Annotated in this window: 18 protein-coding genes; 1 reads left to right on the top strand and 17 read right to left on the bottom strand. The window is 39.1% G+C overall.

The annotated features are described in order from the left end of the window. Nucleotides 1-44: 44 nt before the first annotated feature. The 14 genes from ABFC84_03565 to ABFC84_03500 all read right to left on the bottom strand — a co-directional run bounded on the left by ABFC84_03565 (nt 45) and on the right by ABFC84_03500 (nt 14,881). On the bottom strand, nt 45-935 hold the full coding sequence (locus ABFC84_03565; protein ID MEN6411830.1) for a hypothetical protein: 891 nt from the start codon (nt 933-935) through the stop codon (nt 45-47). Between the two features lie 137 nt (nt 936-1,072). Continuing rightward, nucleotides 1,073-2,176 carry a DegT/DnrJ/EryC1/StrS family aminotransferase gene (locus tag ABFC84_03560; protein MEN6411829.1) on the bottom strand — a complete coding sequence of 368 codons (1,104 nt, stop codon included), beginning with the start codon at nt 2,174-2,176 and terminating at the stop codon, nt 1,073-1,075. Further along, nucleotides 2,173-2,583, bottom strand: coding sequence for an FdtA/QdtA family cupin domain-containing protein (locus tag ABFC84_03555; protein MEN6411828.1), 411 nt, complete (start codon nt 2,581-2,583; stop codon nt 2,173-2,175). The genes ABFC84_03560 and ABFC84_03555 overlap by 4 nt, the downstream gene beginning before the upstream one ends. Next, nucleotides 2,583-3,680, bottom strand: a complete 1,098-nt coding sequence (gene rfbB, locus ABFC84_03550; protein MEN6411827.1) for a dTDP-glucose 4,6-dehydratase — start codon at nt 3,678-3,680, stop codon at nt 2,583-2,585. The genes ABFC84_03555 and rfbB overlap by 1 nt, the downstream gene beginning before the upstream one ends. Beyond that, nucleotides 3,680-4,543 (bottom strand): glucose-1-phosphate thymidylyltransferase RfbA, encoded by an 864-nt coding sequence (gene rfbA / locus ABFC84_03545; GenBank protein ID MEN6411826.1) that lies wholly within the window; start codon nt 4,541-4,543, stop codon nt 3,680-3,682. The genes rfbB and rfbA overlap by 1 nt, the downstream gene beginning before the upstream one ends. A 41-nt stretch (nt 4,544-4,584) precedes the next feature. Continuing rightward, nucleotides 4,585-5,778, bottom strand: coding sequence for a glycosyltransferase family 4 protein (locus tag ABFC84_03540; GenBank protein MEN6411825.1), 1,194 nt, complete (start codon nt 5,776-5,778; stop codon nt 4,585-4,587). Between the two features lie 18 nt (nt 5,779-5,796). Beyond that, complete coding sequence (locus tag ABFC84_03535; protein ID MEN6411824.1) at nt 5,797-7,002, bottom strand: glycosyltransferase; 1,206 nt, start codon at nt 7,000-7,002, stop codon at nt 5,797-5,799. A gap of 37 nt (nt 7,003-7,039) precedes the next feature. Then, nucleotides 7,040-8,266, bottom strand: coding sequence for a glycosyltransferase family 4 protein (locus ABFC84_03530; GenBank protein MEN6411823.1), 1,227 nt, complete (start codon nt 8,264-8,266; stop codon nt 7,040-7,042). Continuing rightward, nucleotides 8,259-9,461 (bottom strand): O-antigen ligase family protein, encoded by a 1,203-nt coding sequence (locus ABFC84_03525; protein ID MEN6411822.1) that lies wholly within the window; start codon nt 9,459-9,461, stop codon nt 8,259-8,261. The genes ABFC84_03530 and ABFC84_03525 overlap by 8 nt, the downstream gene beginning before the upstream one ends. Nucleotides 9,462-9,669: 208 nt before the next feature. Beyond that, nucleotides 9,670-9,870, bottom strand: coding sequence for a hypothetical protein (locus ABFC84_03520; protein ID MEN6411821.1), 201 nt, complete (start codon nt 9,868-9,870; stop codon nt 9,670-9,672). 336 nt (nt 9,871-10,206) lie between these two features. Beyond that, on the bottom strand, nt 10,207-11,313 hold the full coding sequence (gene wecB, locus ABFC84_03515) for a UDP-N-acetylglucosamine 2-epimerase (non-hydrolyzing) (protein MEN6411820.1): 1,107 nt from the start codon (nt 11,311-11,313) through the stop codon (nt 10,207-10,209). Then, complete coding sequence (locus ABFC84_03510) at nt 11,306-12,412, bottom strand: Gfo/Idh/MocA family oxidoreductase (GenBank protein MEN6411819.1); 1,107 nt, start codon at nt 12,410-12,412, stop codon at nt 11,306-11,308. The genes wecB and ABFC84_03510 overlap by 8 nt, the downstream gene beginning before the upstream one ends. A gap of 28 nt (nt 12,413-12,440) precedes the next feature. After that, the gene (locus tag ABFC84_03505; GenBank protein ID MEN6411818.1) at nt 12,441-13,592 is read right to left on the bottom strand and encodes a glycosyltransferase; all 1,152 of its coding nucleotides are present in this window, start codon (nt 13,590-13,592) and stop codon (nt 12,441-12,443) included. Between the two features lie 2 nt (nt 13,593-13,594). Then, nucleotides 13,595-14,881: an oligosaccharide flippase family protein gene (locus ABFC84_03500; protein ID MEN6411817.1), complete on the bottom strand. Its 1,287-nt coding sequence runs from the start codon at nt 14,879-14,881 to the stop codon at nt 13,595-13,597. A gap of 466 nt (nt 14,882-15,347) precedes the next feature. Between ABFC84_03500 and ABFC84_03495 the strand changes: the two genes are divergently transcribed. Beyond that, nucleotides 15,348-15,686: an NYN domain-containing protein gene (locus ABFC84_03495; GenBank protein MEN6411816.1), complete on the top strand. Its 339-nt coding sequence runs from the start codon at nt 15,348-15,350 to the stop codon at nt 15,684-15,686. 61 nt (nt 15,687-15,747) lie between these two features. On the opposite strand, the gene ABFC84_03490 is transcribed toward ABFC84_03495, so the two are convergent. From ABFC84_03490 to ABFC84_03480, 3 genes are read right to left on the bottom strand one after another with little or no spacing between them, the layout of a single operon-like run. Further along, entirely contained in the window at nt 15,748-16,176 is a 429-nt protein-coding gene (locus ABFC84_03490; GenBank protein ID MEN6411815.1) for a hypothetical protein, read from the bottom strand. Continuing rightward, nucleotides 16,166-16,801: a hypothetical protein gene (locus ABFC84_03485; GenBank protein MEN6411814.1), complete on the bottom strand. Its 636-nt coding sequence runs from the start codon at nt 16,799-16,801 to the stop codon at nt 16,166-16,168. Before ABFC84_03485 ends, ABFC84_03490 begins: the two co-directional genes overlap by 11 nt. Continuing rightward, a complete protein-coding gene (locus ABFC84_03480; protein ID MEN6411813.1) occupies nt 16,794-17,126 on the bottom strand; it encodes a hypothetical protein in 333 nt (110 codons plus the stop codon). The genes ABFC84_03485 and ABFC84_03480 overlap by 8 nt, the downstream gene beginning before the upstream one ends. Nucleotides 17,127-17,805 lie beyond the last annotated feature (679 nt).

Below are 17,805 nucleotides of genomic sequence, written 5' to 3'. Positions count from 1 at the left end.
ATCCTTTAATATATTTTATCTGCATTTCTTGAAGGGCAAAATAACTACTTTCTCAAAATAAAAATGTCTGAAATACTGCATTCACGCAGCTTGAATTTCATGACATATTTTTGGATAAATGCCAACATTTTGTTTCTTGATACACTTCTCGCCCTTATTGCAACCAACTCACTTTTTAGTTGCTTCCGTATATCATCAACTTCTTTCAAATAAGGATAATAAAGCACCAACTTGAGGCGTCGATCACATCTTCCCGCGCCGATATTCACAATTTTTTCAGAAATGTATTTTATGTTCTGGTAATGATAAAACAAAATAGGCGCTTTTTCATGAGCATCTGCAATAATTATTCGTTTTTCATCTTGCTCTATAAACCGATACTGTTTTATATTCCAAGGTGCAACGCCAATACCTATGTTTTTAGGAATATATACTGCTTTCGACAAGACAGGAAATTCTTCAAGATATTTTTGATCTCCAGCCTTTTGTTTCCTTTTGTTATACTCACAATCAGCAATAACATTCGTTTCCCATTTCTTCAATAGGGCCAAACTTTCAGGGCAGTTTGTAAAAGTATTATACTGGACACAGTATTTACCATGCATTTTTTCATTAAGCATGGTTTTCTTATCATTTACGAATTTATGTTCAGTAATTAATGTATGACAATTACTGTCTAGCATCTCAATATTTAAAGTATCAGGATCATCAAAAAAGTAAAGATCAGAATCGAGATAAGTGTTATACTTTTCACCATAAATCATGAATATATATTCGATAATATGGGGCGTTAAAGTCCAACAGTATTCAGCAAAACTTCTTTGCTCTTTTAGATCTTTTAAATATACGTAATATTTCTCTAGTTCAGCTATAGAAATTAAAACAGTATTTTTTAAACTGCGTTTCTCCAAAACGTTTTTGGTATTAGTATCCATGCACAATATATATATAATCGAGTTTTTATTATAGACTCGTATCGAATTGTAGAGAGCAAGGCCCTTATCAATATAATTAATATTAAACAAGGTGCTATAAGTAAACTTCATACACATTATCTTCTATATCACATCTATTAAACATTGAATGCATTCAAGCCACTGATAACAGCATCAATTTCATTTCCTGTCAAAGTTGGGCTCATAGGAATACTCAAAATTTCATTATGGATTTTTTCAGTTATAGGATAACTACGGTTATTCCATTCATGATAAGCTAACTGCTTATGCGGAGGAATTGGGTAATGAATAAGCGTCTGTATTCCCATTTGAGTGAGGTGTTGAATAAGCCGGTCACGATATTGGCACCTGACAACAAAAACATGAATAACGTGTGATTCAGACTCAACTCCATACGGCAGCGCAACTATACCATTCCCAATTTCTGTTTTGTATCTAATAGCAATGTTCCGTCTTTTTAAGTTATCTAAATCCAAGCGTTTAAGTTTTAGGGACAACACCGCAGCTTGTATTTCATCTAAACGTGAATTAACCCCTTTATAGTTGTTTACATATTTTTTTTCAGAACCATAATTTGCTAGCTGCCTAATTAGTCCAGCCAACTGATCATCGTTCGTCGTTACTGCTCCGGCATCGCCTAATGAACCAAGGTTCTTCGAAGGATAGAAACTAAACCCGGATGCGTCACCAAAGGAACCAGCCCTCTTCCCCTCGCTTTTTGCTCCGTGAGTTTGCGCAGAATCTTCAATTACGAACAAATTGTACTTTTTTGCTATGGCATTGATTGCATTCATATTGCATAGCTGACCATAAAGATGCACAGGCATTATTGCCTTTGTTTTCGAAGTTATAGCCGCTTCAATTTTTTCTTCATCAATCAAATAAGTCGTAAGTTTAGGCTCAACAGGAACAGGAACTAAGTCATTAGCACTGACAGCAAGAATACTAGCAATATAGGTGTTTGCTGGGACAATTACTTCATCACCATCTTTTAGTAATCCAAGTATTTTATACGCACGCAAAATAAGTGTCAGTGCATCAAGGCCATTTGCTACGCCTATGCAATGCGACACTCCACAATATTTTGCAAATTTTGATTCAAAATTCTTAACTTCTTCTCCCTGCAAAAACCACCCAGAACTAACGACACGTTGAACAACATTGCTTAACTCTGGTTCAAATGATGCATTGATATCTTTAAGAGACAAAAATGGTATCATAAAAGGCCTTCTTTGTTTGCAGCAATATATTTCCTAAAATCATCATAATTTCTGATGTAATCTGATTCATCATAATAATCACTTGCCAAAGAAATAATTATTGCATCAGCAGTACATGCGTGAATCTCATGCCAAATTCTGGGAGGTATATATAACCCTTCTGTTTTTTTCGATAAGATGAGCTTTTCTTTTTCGAAGCCATTATCTAGCAATATACTACATTGACCATTTATGCAAATAAGAACCTGCTGAAGTTTTTTATGCGCATGGCAACCTCTTGATGCGGCATTTTGAATATTATACATATAATAAACCCGCTTAATAGGAAAAGGTATTTCATGATTCCCCTCAATAGCAACCAAAGATCCCCGTAGATCTGTTTTGTCATCAAAAACATACTTTATCATCAAAAATCTCTCTTGCAACTAAAAGATCGACGATCATAATAGTTACTTTTTATCCATTCTTTATATTCTCCACTAATTATATTTTCAATCCACTCGGGATTCTCAAGATACCATTTAACTGTCCTCTCAAGGCCTTGTTTAAAATCCATTGATCGTTTCCATCCAAGTTTATTCTTAACTTTGCTACAATCAATTGCATACCGAAAATCATGACCTGGTCGATCCTTCACAAAAGAAATAAGTGATAATATTTCTTGAGGCTTATCTCCTGTCTCCAAAGCATATATTTCACATAGTTCTTTAACCAGACGAATGTTCTGCCACTCAGTTTCGCCGCCGATATTATATTTTTCTCCGATAGCACCTTTTTGCATTATGGCCAAAACGGCTGAACAATGATCCTCAACATAGAGCCAATCACGAATATTTTTGCCATCACCATAAATTGGTAATGGCAATCGCTGTTTCATATTATTAATCATCAAAGGGATCAATTTTTCAGGAAACTGATAAGGACCATAATTGTTTGAACAATTAGAAATAGTGATAGGCAGGCCATAAGTATAATAGTATGCCATGACTAAATGATCCGCTGATGCTTTAGAAGCCGAATAAGGACTTCGTGGATTATAAGCCGTTTGTTCGGTAAAAAAACCACTTTCGCCTAAAGAGCCGTATACTTCATCTGTGCTGACATGATGGAAAAGCACATCCGTTCGCGTCCCCCACTCATCATGTGCAATACCCAAAAGAATCTGAGTTCCAATCACATTGGTATGTAGAAAGGCGGATGGATCACGAATAGATCTATCAACATGACTCTCAGCTGCAAAGTGTACAACGGTATCTATTGAGTATCTACGAAAAATACCCCTGACAAGCTCACTGTTTCCTATATCCCCATGGACAAAAAAGTAGCGAGAGTTCCCATATTTTTCTTGAATATCATCAAGATTCGCAAGATTACCCGCATACGTAAGTAAATCCAGGTTTATAATGTTTCCGGCAAACAATGGCTGATTAAAAAAATAACGAATAAAATTTGAACCAATAAATCCCGCGCCACCAGTGACAAGAATATTTTTGAAACTTCTCATCATTGTATCAGTCCTTTAAGGTAATTGCCATATTCCGTTTTACTGTAAAAACTTGAAGCCTTTTCAATACCGTCTTTATCAATCCAGTGATTATGAAAAGCAATTTCTTCCAGACAAGCAATCATATACCCCTGACGTCTTTGTATCGTTGCCACAAAATTTGATGCATCTAGTAAACTTGCATATGTTCCCGTATCGAGCCAAGCAAATCCTCTTCCCAAGAGATTGACACATAGCTTGTCCTCTTCAAGATAAATTCTATTTAAATCCGTAATTTCAAGCTCCCCTCGTATACTTGGTCTTAATGTCTTTGCATACTCACACACATTTTTATCGTAAAAATATAAACCCGTAACTGCCCAATTCGATTTTGGTTGTTTAGGTTTTTCTTCCAAAGAATACGCTTTTTGATTCCTATCAAACGCTACAACGCCAAATCGTTCAGGGTCCTTTACAAGATATGCATAGACTTCTGCCCCCGAGCTAAGATTGGCGGACTTTACTAACATGTCAGTAAACCCTGTGCCCCAGAATATATTATCACCAAGGATCATTGCACATTCTTCGCCTGCAATAAAATCTTCCCCCAGAATAAAGGCTTGTGCCAAACCCTCTGGTAGCAATTGGACTACATAATGTATCTGTATACCCCATCTTGATCCATCTCCCAATAGTTTTTTATAAAGAGAGATATCTTCTTTAGTTGAAATAAGTAATATATCTTTTATACCGGCAAGCATCAGAACAGACAATGGATAATAAATCATTGGTTTGTCGTATATTGGTAATAATTGTTTTGATATTGCTTGAGTCATCGGATATAATCGTGTTCCAGAACCGCCAGCTAATATGATCCCTTTCATAGATTTATCTCCAATAGCAATTCCTTACATCGAAATATCACCTATAACATACTATTATTTATTTTACATACTGAATTTATTATTTCCATATATCTTTGGCATATATTTTCATAATCATAATTTTGTTTTATATAGCTGATAGCATAATTTTTCATTACATTTAATTCTGTTTCAGGCATATTGATACACTTGTATATTTTTTCGCGTAGATCACTTATATCATTTGATCTGAATAACATCCCGTTTCCGTATTTTACTCTTTCGCAATTTATTTCATTAGTCTCTAATAAAACAGGCAATCCGCAAGCTTGAACGTCGAAAAAACTCAAAGAACATTGTCTGGGAAAAACAGCGATATCAGCCATCTGATAATATTTTGCAAGATCGGTATATTTTTGAGTTGGCTCTATGATTATTACATTTTTTGATGTGTTATATAAGTCAACCAACATTGCTCCATATTCACCAACTAAATTACCTACAATAAGAAATATTAAATTTTTACTAGTAGTAATCTTATCTTTGATTGCCTCAGCATAAAATTTTGCGCCTTTCGATTCATTCAATTTACCAGCATAAACTATGACAAAGCTATCTTGTGGTATATTTAAAGAGTCACGCATGGCAACTTTTGTTTTTATATCAGGATGGAATAACATAAGATCACTACCAAATCCAATCACTGGTGTCTGCGTTTGAGGGACACCTAAACATCTATAAACATAATCATCGTTTGACATCTTTATTATTTTTATATCATTTCTTACAATACCAGGAGAAACATATTTTTTATAGAAATAATAAAATATGTTTCTGAATTTATTCCTTGAAGCCATTTTTGCCATATGATTGTCAGAAATTATTGGATAATTTAAATAATTCGCTCTCAATATATATCTAATACCAATATAAGTATCACTTCCATGAACATACAAAATATCCGGCCTTAATTCATCAACAATCTTAAATATTTTATTAGCATAGATTGATCGACCAGAGATATATGTTACGAGCGGTACTCTAATAATTTTTACATTGTACTTTTTATCAAACTCGTTATCTAAAGTTTCTATACTGTTGTTGCCAAAAAAATATTTTAGTTCATTTGGCATCTTTTTGAACTCACTTGTTACTACATACACTTCATGCCCTAGCTTAGCCTGATATTTAGATAATATGTTAACTTGATATCCAGCATTTGGATGAAAAAAGTCTTCAATATGTATGATTCGCATCTATATATTCCATGTTAGTTATATTTTTAGCATACCAATATGGTGTTTATCTTTAAAATCATCAATAGCAGATGTATAAAGCAAGCTTAATTGATTACAAACCGATGCTTCAGAATATTTATCATAACAATATTTAGAAATCAATGTCGAATCGTACCTTTCCGCGTTTTTATACATATAGATCATAGCTGCACTTAGTTGATCAGCATTATTCTCTTCTACAAGTATGCCATTAGAATCTTTCACTATTCCTTCAGCGCCACCATTTTTTACAGCAATAACAGGTTTCCCACAAGCCATCGCTTCAATATATACAACACCAAAAGTTTCATATTCGCTGACAAGTACAAAGCAATTCGAAGTAGAAATATTTTTTGCAACCATATTTCTCGACACTTGCCCAAGAAGATGTATTTGAGATTTTAAGCCATAATAACAAATTTTTTTCCCCAATTCTTTTTTTAACGGGCCGTCACCAACAATATTTAAAACGACTTGTTTATTATCTTTAAAAGCCATTGCGAATGCATCGATTAATGTGTCAAATCGTTTCCGTTGAATTAGCGATCCTATTGACATAAAGACAAAATCGTCACTTTCCTTTTGTAGCTTACATCTGTCTGTTCTCATATAATCAAAAAACAGTGATGAAACCATATTAGGAATTACATCTATCTCTTTTCTAGTATTGGTTACCTTAATTACTTCACTTTTCAGGTTTTCAGAAACACAAATAAACCTATCCCCCATTTCAACAACTTTATTCAAGTTCTTTAATTCAATACTACCCATTTTCATATTTCTTATACCAGTTGAATGCTCAGTAATTACAACAGGAATGCTTTCTCGTAGCCCAATAGAGCATGAGGCAAGCCCGGCCGGGAAATATGAATGAGCATGGACTATGTCAATATAATTATCTTTCTTGATTCGATCAAACAGCATAAACATATTTTTTTTGAATATTATATAAGCAAATCGCGAGATACGTCCAAAACCAAATGTTGGCACAACATAGGAATACTCAATTATTGGACCATCTTTCCGCTTTATATAGCGAAAATTCTCAGGAGAGAAATAATCACTTCTAGGCGCAAATGTCGCATTTAAAACTATTACACTATGACCATATTTTGCCAAAGCTATTGCTTGCTCTCGAAAAAAAGATCCAGAAGATGAATTGTTTTTACTTGGATACCAAGATGGGACTATAAGAATATTCATATTACTTTTCCCTTCTCACAGGGTATTCACGCATCTACTATCCCATTTTTCCAAACGCTTTATGGTTTTTAATATACTGAATCTCATATCCAATTCTATCATCCCACGAGCGCATACTTTTCTCAGTATACTTTTTTGCGTTAGCTCCCAATCGAGTCCTTAATCGTTTATCATAAATCAATTCTAAAATGTGTTTATGAATACTATCAACTTCTTTTGTTTCAAGTAGTATTCCATTTTCATAATTCTTTATTACAGATCCCGTGTCACCGTTGTTAATCGTAATTATTGGTCTAGAAGCCGACATTGCTTCAAATAGTGGATTTCCAACATTTCCAATATCATATAAAGACAAAAATATCGTCGAAAGTGGCAAATAGTACTTTACCTCGTTTTGTTTTACTGCACCAGCAAAAATAACATCACTTTCAACATTCAACCTTTTTGCCATATATTCCAATTTTGTCCTTTCGTCACCATCGCCTATAATAATTAACCTACATTCCTTATAATATTTTTTAGTATTATAGAGTGCAACTATAGCTCTATCTATTCGTTTCCAACTCGCGAGCCTAGATACTGTCATTAAAACAACTTCGGTATCAAGAATTCCATATTTGGCCTTTATTTCCATAGTCTTATCACAAGATTCCGATATCTGTTCTACATTTATACCATTTTTTAGGAATAGTACATTTTTACTTTTATTATTAAGTCTCTTTAATGTATCATACCCAAAGGTCCCATCATCCGTCATAATTACAACATCAGCCTGTCTCTGTAATGCATAAAAATGTGGATACCATTTCAACCTATTATAAAAAGTACTCTTTACATTATATAAAACTGTCCCCTGAAACCGTGAAACAAATAAATTGCCATATTTATCATGTAGTCGTTTAGCAGCGGCTACACCATTTACCTCATATGCATATAACACAATATTAGCGTTTGGTTGATCTTCAATTATCCTTTTCCCTATTGAATATAGCTTATAATCACCATAAATTGAGTTAAGTATTCGTGCAAAAAATGATACTCTTTTTATATGGCATAGTTTCCATAAAAATTTATTTCGGTACTCCACAATATGTAGACCCTTCATTTTTTTTGTAATTCCATCGCCGCAAGATGGCTTTACTAGATAAACCTTCCAGCCATCATCAACATAGCCTCTTATTGTATTATAAAAAGAAGGGGCTCCTTTTCCATCATTGATTGACCAAATGTTCAAGAACGAAAAAATTATAATAACATTATTCATTTGTTTCTTCTTCAAAAGATAACAATGACAACAATATTGATATTACTATCCATGTTGCCCTTATTCTATTAGCACTACTTGAACTTACAGATACAATACTGAAGGATAACACAAATGCCATATTCAAAGCTGAAAGTTTTACATTTTTTGTTTTTGTAAAAGAAAAAAATAATCTTAGAAACAATAGTGCGATTCCCGCAAATACAAATATTCCATAATCAGCAAGAAGTTCAACAAAAAAATTATGAGGATTCATTCCCAATTGATTAGTACTCTGCCCAGGACCTACTCCTAATAAATATGATTGAAACAAAAGTTGCAAAGAACCTTTAATCAAATCGACTCGATACTGATCACTTTTCCAATTACCACTTGAGCTAAATTGATATAAGATCTCTTCTAAAGGATATCGAATAAAAAATATCATCACTAATAAAATTAAGGTGCAAATAAATACTATTAACACATTTTTATTAATATGTTTTATTAAAAAACAACACACTGGCAATGCAATCAAAAAAATAAGGGCACCGTATAATGGCCCCCTTGCTCCGATTACTAGTATTAAAAATAAAGAAGCAAAAATCATAATAATATGCAAAAACTTATGTTTTTTTTCATAAAAAAGGCTGATGAATAATGATATTATTCCAAGGTATAGAAAAGTACTAAAGTCATTGCCATTACCAAATACTCCAAGGGCTTTATTTGAATAATACTCAATATTTTTTTCACCCTCTAACTTGACTAGATGATTACCCGTTCTCAACTCCCAGAAGCCAATTATAATATTTATTGCCAATGCTACTATTAATGCTTTGTTATAATAAAGGACATCATCTTTATCTTTTGTCTGAAGTGTAATTTGAAATATTAGTAAGCAATTGATAATTAATATAGAGAAAAACGATATTGAATATTCTTTATTAAATGTAAATAGAAATTGAATAAATCCGTAAAATAGCCAAAATACAACAAATAGCAATGTATATTTATTTTTATTGTTAGTTTTAAACAACCCTGAATCATTATTATATAAAGTAAAAATTACATAAAATATACATAATCCAAAGAGCCAAGATAGCTTTAACTTCCCAACTGAGGCCATCTCTCCTAAATTTGCGGCAATAAGCATCAGTAATAAGAATATATCATAGTAAGGTCTTTTCTTTTGCTGATAAGTAGTTTTAGTCATATTTGAAACTTTCTTTAGCTCCTGAATCACCAGAAGTACAATTTAAAGACTTTCCCATCTTCTATCTGTACACTCTACAACGCATTACGCATATCTACAACCAGCTGTGCTTTCCCGAAAATATGCTCGACATCAAAGCAGGAATGGTTTGTCATAAAGACCGACACAATTTACTTTTTCAAGAAACTCATCCGAAAGTTCAGTGCTACTACTTTATCATCATAAACTGTGGATAAAGTCGCTTGAGTTTTATCCGGGCATCTTGAGTAGTGAACTGCCAATCGACGCCTTTCTGCATCGGAATTGATGCTCGTGCCTCGCCAAGAAGTTGGTAAGGTTTCTCGTCCATACAGAGTAAGGGAAAATCAGGATCGTAAGACTGCTGGTAAAGTTCCAGCACGTCCTCCATGCAGGCAACGAATGCTGCGTTCTGATGAGGCGGAATTACCCAGCATGTTCGCAGATGGGGCTTCAGTTCGTTTTTTTAATGTGCGATAGACGGTTTCATGGGAAATCCTCTCGACGATATGAAGCTCGACAACTTTGTCGGCCAGAAGTCGCAACGTCCACAGACTTCTGTCTTTTGGCGGTGAACTACAACTCAGGGCAATATTCTTGGCTTCAACCTCCCCGGTAATCTTGGGAGTGATCGGGGGAGTCAACCGTTTCTTCCTTCCCAGAGCAACATCCAGCCCGGAACAAGCATACGTTTTACGAATACGAAGTATAAGTTCATCGATTTCTCCTAAACGACCTGAAGCAATGTTTCTGCAATATGCTTCGATGTCTGACCATTGCCGTACAACTGAACCTCTTTGCCGTATTTTGGCATTTTATTTAGTGTCTCATATATCTTTTTCTCATCTGAGCCAACAAGGATATCCCACCCAGCTTCAACTTGTTCGACCCAACCAGTGGCATCTTGCATTGTTATGCAAGGCTTTCTAAAGAAATAAGCCTCTTTCTGTACACCGCCCGAATCAGTGAGAATAAATTCACACTTATTTTCAAGAGCAAGCATTTCAAAGTATCCGACTGGGTCTATCAAATGGACGTGAGGTTCAAACTGGAGTCCATATTTCATGAGGATTTTTCTTGTTCGCGGGTGAACGGGGAACACTGCCTCGACATCCTTAAATCTATTGATTGCCCTGACAATGGAGGTCATTCGTTCTCTATCATCGGTGTTTTCAGCTCTATGGATGGTCAATAGATAAAACTTTTTCGGCGCTTTTGCCATAAAATTTTTTGTCTTTTCTATCGCCTTCTCCCTGTAGTAAAGCGACCCCTCATACATGATGTCGCCGCATTCGACAACATCTTTATTGTCAGCGGTAGGTTTTGGGGACTTCGAAATTCCTATCCCCTCTTTTTTAAGATTATCTATGGCGGTGGTTGTAGGACAAAACAGCCATGTCGAAAGATGATCCGTCAATACTCTATTCTGTTCTTCGGGCATGATCATTATGAAAGAGCGTAACCCCGCTTCGACGTGGGCAACGGGGACATGTAACTTGGAGGCAGCTAATGCTCCCGCAAGCGTCGAATTCGTATCGCCGTAGACGAGCACTATATCCGGTTTCTTTTCGATGATCAGCCTTTCAATATTTGCCAGCATGGCACCCGTCGTCGCCCCATGCGTCCCCGATCCGATGCCGAGGTTATACTCGGGCTCTGGGATTTCCATGTCGCGAAAAAATACGTCCGACATGTTGCTGTCATAATGCTGCCCCGTATGGACAATCGTCTCGTGGATCTTATCCGCATAAGGAGCCATGCGTACGCGCCTTGAGAACACTGCCGCTTTAATGAACTGGGGCCGGGCGCCGACTATCGTCATTAACTCAAGCATCAAATTGTTCCTTCATATCCAGAGTGGAAAAATCTTCAAGCGGAAGTTCGACCGGCCTCCCCTTTTTTTGGCTCTTGTAAATGGCAAGGATGATTTCCAGGGCTTTTCTGCCTCGTATCCCACTCACAAGTGGCTCCTTACCTTTTTCTATTGCATCGAGAAAATCGGCGTACAGTGCCGAGTGTCCAAACCCATAAACTGTAGGAGGATCCTTCTCATTGGGATTGAGGACGACATCTTCCGTGTCCCCCACCACTTCCGCATCTGAAAAACGCCAAGTCTCGATTTTGTTGACCGCGAGCCCGCCTATGACGACCGACCCCTTCTCGCCAAACAGACTCAAGGTTTCATTAAGATTCGTTGGATAGATATCAGCGGAACCCTCTATGATACCGACGGCCCCCGACTTGAACTCGACGATGGCTGAGCCAAAATCCTCAGCCTCGATGGGGCGCATGAATTTCCGTGTCGCCGCCTGTACCCGCACTGCGTCTTCGCCCATCATCCACTGGAGAAGGTCGATGCCGTGCGTACACTGGTTCATGAGCGTCCCACCGTCGAGGGCCCAGGTCCCGCGCCACGGTGCCTGTGAATAGTACTCTTCGTTCCGGTTCCACCGTACCTGGATCATGCCGTGAAGCATGCGTCCGAAACGTCCAGCCTCCAGCGCCTTCCGTGCTTTCTGCACCGGAGCGTTGAAGCGGTTTTGGAAGCACACGGCAAGTTTGCGATGGGCAACATCGGCAGCAGCAATCATCGCGTCTGCATCGGCAGTCGAAAGCGCCATCGGTTTTTCGCAGATAACGTGGGCGCCGGCATTCAAACAATCCATGGCGATGCGCGGATGGTAGCCCGATTCCGTCGCTATGGCGCAAATATCGGGATGTTCCTTGTCAAGCATCTCCCGGTAATCGGCATAAATGGCAACATCACTCTCAGGGATGCCCTTCCTGTATTCTCCTGCCCTTTCCTGCACACGTTCGCCGACAGGATCACATACGGCCGCAAGGTAAAGCCGATCCCTGTTTTTGAGCGCGGCTTCGATATGCTTATAACTAATTCGGCCACAGCCGATGAGTGCAATATTTTGTTTTAGCATAGACTTACCTTACTATTAAAATCATGAATTATCGGTTTTCAATTATTTCATTATAAACATTGATTAGTTGAGAAGTTACGGCATCTTCGGAAAAATGGTCAATTGCATATTTTCGTATATACTCTTTATCATAATATGAATTGTACACAATACTCATTCCTGTAGCTAATGAATCTACGTCGATTTCCGTTAATTCTCCTAATTTTTTGTTTGCCACTATTGATTCTGGCCCTCCTGATTTTGTTGCGACTACAGGCAATCCACAACTCATGGCCTCAATAAGAACAACACCAAATGTTTCATGTCGGCTTGATAAAACAAATGCATCTGATGATTGAAGAAGAGTTTTTACCTCATCTCTTGAAGCTTTCCCAAAAAGAATTACCTGATCGTCTATTCCTAATGACACTATTTCTTTCTGGATATTTTGTTTTAGAGGGCCTTCACCAGCTATTACCAACTTCACATCTTTTACACTTCTAAATTGATTGTAAAATGCCCTAACCAACATTATCTGGTTTTTCTTTTCATCCAGTGAAGCAATGTTAACAAATTGAAAATAGCTTTTATTGTCAAAATATTTGATAATAAATCTCTTCGCATTGACCATATTCGGAATATATATAAAATTGCATTTCGTTTTTTCTTTTAATAGGCTACAAAATTCATTGCTTACTGCAATACATTTACTTGAATTTCTGTATATAGTTGTTGCGTATTCAATATCATTATTAGGAAATAGGTCGCGAGCAAAGCCAGTAGAATGTTCAGTGACAACATATGGAATCTTATATTTTCTTTTAAATCTAAGGGCAATATCTCCAGCTAAAAAACTATGCAAATGTATTATATCGGGCTTCCCATAAATCTTTATATATTTTTTTGTTATCACCTTAACAAGTATATCACGCTGTAATTTCTTAATTGATTTGATTTTAGGAAAACTAATATAACAAAGTTCCAAATACTGAATATGGCTATCATTTTTAATAGAAAAATGGTTCACTCTAATTCTATATTTTAAGATCTTCTTTATATTCAAAATGCTATCTTCCCTAAGTACTAATACACCAATTGTTTCATTCGTCTTTGCTAATGCTTCTGCCTGTTCTTTAAAAAAAATCCCGAGAATTGGATTTTCCTCAGATGGATACCAAGAAGGAACGACCAAAATATGCATATTCACTCTCTATCGTTTTTTTTTGCAATTCGTAAGCAGAAATAAATTGAGAGAGAATTTACAAAAATTCCTGATAACGAAAAAAATAATAAGCCAATTAGGTCACTTTTCAATTGCATACCAATATATAATGATAGAAATCTTGTTATTAGATTTAGGACCGATGTTATCAATGATATATTTTGTTTCTGATTAATGGTATAAATTGCAGAGATAGGACTTGATATAAACCAAATGATAGCCCATGGTGCTAAAATCTGTGTATATATACCAGCGATGTCCCATTTTGCCCCAAAAACAAAATGAAAAAGTGGTTTGCCAAATAAAAGTAATACTATAGCAACTGGCGCCGTGTACTTAAATAGCTTTTTTGTTGTTTCTATGCAATACGGATAAAGTGTTTTACTATACCGCTTCTCGCTCGCGTTTTTCAAAAAGACCTGCGATATGGATGCCCCGATCAGGCTTGCAGGTATTTGGATCACCCGCATGCCGATTGAGTACTGCCCCGCTGCATTGCTGCCATAATATGCATTCATGAGAATCGGAACGATCATCCAGGAAAGATTGTTAAGCAGAGCTCCCCAGATATCGTACACCAAGAAGTTCTTGTATCTTTTTATTAGTTCTTTATAGCTGTATTTCGCGACATGCTTCTTTGGTTTGAATTCCGGCGCAACCGCCTTGGCGATGACGGCGATGTTGACAATATTACTCAACAGAATCGCGAAGAGTCGTGCCCCGATATCCCTGTTCCCCGCAAAACCAAGCCCGATTGATACGAGGTTGACCGCGAGTACCGGTACCACCTTGTTCCAGGAGAGCACGGTGAATTGTCTGGTGCGCGTCAGCCAGTAGTTCGACGACTGAATGATGCCCGTCAGTAACAGGCTTATAGGCACATAGTACCAGTAACCCGCAAGATTCTTTGCCCCGAACTTTGTGTAGATCGCCTCTCCGCCGAAAAGAAAGACGAGGCCCGTCACGACGGACACTATGGCCGTAAAGATAAAGCACAGCTTCAGGAGCGAAAAACCCTCGTCGTCGTCCTGCGGCAGGACAATCGCAAGTTCGTACCGCAGGCAGACGACGATTCCCACGATGCCGGTTATGGAAGTAAAAACCGATAGGTCACCAAAAACCTCCGGGCTGAACAACCGGGTGGTAACCGGCGAAAAAAGAAAACTCAACACTTGGGCGACTGCTGTTCCACCTACGAGCGTGAGCACCGACTTGTTGTCGCCCGAGAGACCTTTTATTTTCTGCTGTATCTTATCTTTTATTCGCACAAGAACACCTTGTAGAGATTACTTTTGTTGTTGAGTATTTTCCTTAAGACCCTACCATAGCCAGCCAGAAGTAATGCCACTAATCCTGAATTCCCATGAATTTATACCCCAAGAGGCACGGGAGCGACTAACTTCCTAAAAAGCTCAGTTTGCTTTTTGGTGATTTTGACGATTTGAAGTCTACGACCAGGATGGCCAAAACATTCGATCACATCGAGTTCATCAAGAAGTTTGTGTAACACATAGTTCTTATATAGATTCTGTTCATCCCTCGAGGCTTTTTTCTGAAGACACCGATGTTCTGTGCAGATTTAGCCGCTCTTTTAGATTACCGAAAGCCTTTTCAACCAGATCCTTAGATCGGTAACTTCCAAGCGCTTCCAAAGGATCCTTTATGTCATTCGATATGAGAGCGAAATAGCCATAGTTTTTCTCAGCTCTGGCAAACAAACAAAGGCTCAAAGCCTTGAAACGAACCAACCATTTTGCCGTGCGTGAAGGCCGTCTGACGGTAAATGGCTGGAAACTCAAGCAATCGGCAATTGGCAAAGCCGCAGCCGAACTCACCGACATTGATTTTTCGCCCGATATTCAGCAAAAAGGCGTGGACATGAAAATCGGGCTCGATATAGCGTGGATCAGCCTCAACAAGATCACCGAGAGAATACTCGTCATAACCGGAGATTCCGACTTTATTCCCGCGATCAAACTGGCGCGGCGTAATGGAATTCAAGTGTATCTATTCACTCTTGCCCATGGGGTCACCCACGAACTCACCGATCAGGGGTCTGACCCCATTTATTAACTTGGCGCGCGATTCGTGTCCCATCATGGTAATGCTGACAAAAATTTATGCGGAACCAACTTTAGCGCTGCTCGATCCTTATCGATCCCGCTCCAATAAACGTCTTGAAAGCCTTCCCCTGGTCGTCCAGGAGGAGGAGGGAGAATGTCATTTCGCCGGGGCCATTGATGACAAAGGGGTTGGCCATGATCGAGAGGTTGACGAACCGGGAAGGTACCGGTTCCTGGACCGTAAAGGGCCCCCGCGCGATCTCGACCGACTCATCGCCCCGTTTGAACGAAAAAGAAAAGCTGGTTCCTTTCCGGATTTTATCATCTTCGTTGAATGACAGACGGATAAAAAATGCCAGCCTTGTGAACTTCGGCCAGGCGGGCACTCCCTCAGGACTGGCCTCGAAGATCATGGCATCGTTGTAGAGCCCCATAAGGGACTGTTTGCCGCCCGCTTCCTGGCGAATGTCGTCGCATATCAACAGGGTGTCAAGTTTCATACGTACACTCGCAGGCTCCCGAACTCACCATTAGTTCGGCGGGGGTTGTGGCCGTCCGTTGCGCCTGGGCAGAGAGAGCCGAAGATTTTCCCATCGATACGAAGAATAGTGCGTTGTTGGTATTCTCGACGATTCCGGCGGACACGCTTTTCACGTCGTTCGTTTTAGCCATGTGGCACAAATCCTGCATCGCGGCTGCGATATGGATTCGCATTGCTGTCTTCTTTTCAAATTTGTTGTCGGCGACCTCGAGAAGCCAGGGGAAAAGGTGGATATACCGCATCAGCGCCGTCGCTCCGGCCGAGGGTGCCACCGATTTGTTCTTCCATTTGGAAAGCGTCCGCTGGGGAAGCCCCAGCACGCGCTCCGCCGCCGAGTAGCTCGTACCCTTCCCGGAAAACTCTTCCAGCATCGATGCGACGGCATCCGCACGGATCTCCGCATACTTCTTCTGGATGGCATGTTCGTTGTCGCCGAAAAGATCGCCCTCTGCGCCGCAGCTGGGGCACGTATATTCTGAAACCTGTATGGTCTTTTCAATCCCTGACGGGTCGGCAAGAGCGATCGTGCGGGACATGCTCTCAAGTTTCCCAACCCCGCACACAGGGCAAATGCGCTCACTCATGGTCGCCTCCGGGAAGCAATCCCGCTTTCCTGAACGCATCGACGAATGGCATACAGGCATTGTCCGAAATGTGAAACGACTTTACCGTCCAATAATCCGTTATCTCGTTGAACATAAACGCCACATACCCTCTTTTCATCAGCGACACAAACTCGTATCCATCCACAATTATCTTTCTGGATGGATCCGGATTTTTCTCCCATGGCTTTGAATTGATGAATTCTAGTTGTTCGAGTCCGCCATTCGCAATAAACCTCAGGATTTCTCCTGAAGTTTTCAGCCCAAAATCGTTTCTCGCATCATCCTGAGCTTCCCTCAGCACCACGACCCGGGATCGCGTTTGAGCCCTGCAAGCTTTGCGGAACGCAGCAAAGTCATAATATGGGTATTTTGACATATTTTCAAGCTACATTTTATCTTTTAAGGATAAATACTGAAGTAACGATTTTTCGAAATACCTCATAGTACTACAACGCACCAAAACCAGGTTGTTGCTTCAACTTTATGCATGAATTCCGAAATAGTACCGCGTAGGGGTCTGACCCCATTTATTAACTTCTTGTCGGGACGTTTTTCTGACGGTCGCGCCGCCAAAGTGCTGGTTTTCGAGGTTCTGGCGGCGCGGTTTTTACATGAGAAAAATTGTCCCCGCCTGACGGATGCGGCCGAAACACGCTATCGCGCTTTTCGTGCCAGGGACTGTCCCGCGCGCGCCGGCGTACCGGCCTCGAGCACGCGAATGTTCAATCTCTGAACATACTAATCGAGCGCACGTGTGCGCGCAAGCGACATAACACGGAATTCGTCCGCGCTGCGGACGGGGCGGTTTAGAATTTGATCCTTTTGTGGGCACGATATTCTTTGATCGGGATCCATTTTTTATCGACGCGAATGTAGCCTTTGTCGGGATTCCCGGGTCTGCGACGGGGGAATCCCAAGGCCACTATGAAGGCCATAACCATGCCTGCGGCGATGACGACGGCGATAATGGCCATATGTTCAGT

The organism is Veillonellales bacterium (genome assembly GCA_039680175.1).
In the GTDB taxonomy this organism is placed as follows: Bacteria; Bacillota; Negativicutes; order JAAYSF01; family JAAYSF01; genus JBDKTO01.
This window is presented reverse-complemented; position numbering and strand designations above follow the sequence as displayed.

Excerpts from the sequence above, each read along its gene's own strand:
- ABFC84_03565 (MEN6411830.1), bottom strand. The coding sequence starts at position 935 with ATGGATACTAATACCAAAAACGTTTTGGAGAAACGCAGTTTAAAAAAT.
- ABFC84_03560 (MEN6411829.1), bottom strand. The coding sequence starts at position 2,176 with ATGATACCATTTTTGTCTCTTAAAGATATCAATGCATCATTTGAACCA.
- ABFC84_03525 (MEN6411822.1), bottom strand. The coding sequence starts at position 9,461 with ATGACTAAAACTACTTATCAGCAAAAGAAAAGACCTTACTATGATATA.
- rfbA (MEN6411826.1), bottom strand. The coding sequence starts at position 4,543 with ATGAAAGGGATCATATTAGCTGGCGGTTCTGGAACACGATTATATCCG.
- ABFC84_03510 (MEN6411819.1), bottom strand. The coding sequence starts at position 12,412 with ATGCTAAAACAAAATATTGCACTCATCGGCTGTGGCCGAATTAGTTAT.
- wecB (MEN6411820.1), bottom strand. The coding sequence starts at position 11,313 with ATGCTTGAGTTAATGACGATAGTCGGCGCCCGGCCCCAGTTCATTAAA.
- ABFC84_03490 (MEN6411815.1), bottom strand. The coding sequence starts at position 16,176 with ATGAAACTTGACACCCTGTTGATATGCGACGACATTCGCCAGGAAGCG.
- ABFC84_03540 (MEN6411825.1), bottom strand. The coding sequence starts at position 5,778 with ATGCGAATCATACATATTGAAGACTTTTTTCATCCAAATGCTGGATAT.
- ABFC84_03535 (MEN6411824.1), bottom strand. The coding sequence starts at position 7,002 with ATGAATATTCTTATAGTCCCATCTTGGTATCCAAGTAAAAACAATTCA.
- ABFC84_03520 (MEN6411821.1), bottom strand. The coding sequence starts at position 9,870 with ATGGAGGACGTGCTGGAACTTTACCAGCAGTCTTACGATCCTGATTTT.
- ABFC84_03530 (MEN6411823.1), bottom strand. The coding sequence starts at position 8,266 with ATGAATAATGTTATTATAATTTTTTCGTTCTTGAACATTTGGTCAATC.
- ABFC84_03505 (MEN6411818.1), bottom strand. The coding sequence starts at position 13,592 with ATGCATATTTTGGTCGTTCCTTCTTGGTATCCATCTGAGGAAAATCCA.
- rfbB (MEN6411827.1), bottom strand. The coding sequence starts at position 3,680 with ATGAGAAGTTTCAAAAATATTCTTGTCACTGGTGGCGCGGGATTTATT.
- ABFC84_03485 (MEN6411814.1), bottom strand. The coding sequence starts at position 16,801 with ATGAGTGAGCGCATTTGCCCTGTGTGCGGGGTTGGGAAACTTGAGAGC.
- ABFC84_03555 (MEN6411828.1), bottom strand. The coding sequence starts at position 2,583 with ATGATAAAGTATGTTTTTGATGACAAAACAGATCTACGGGGATCTTTG.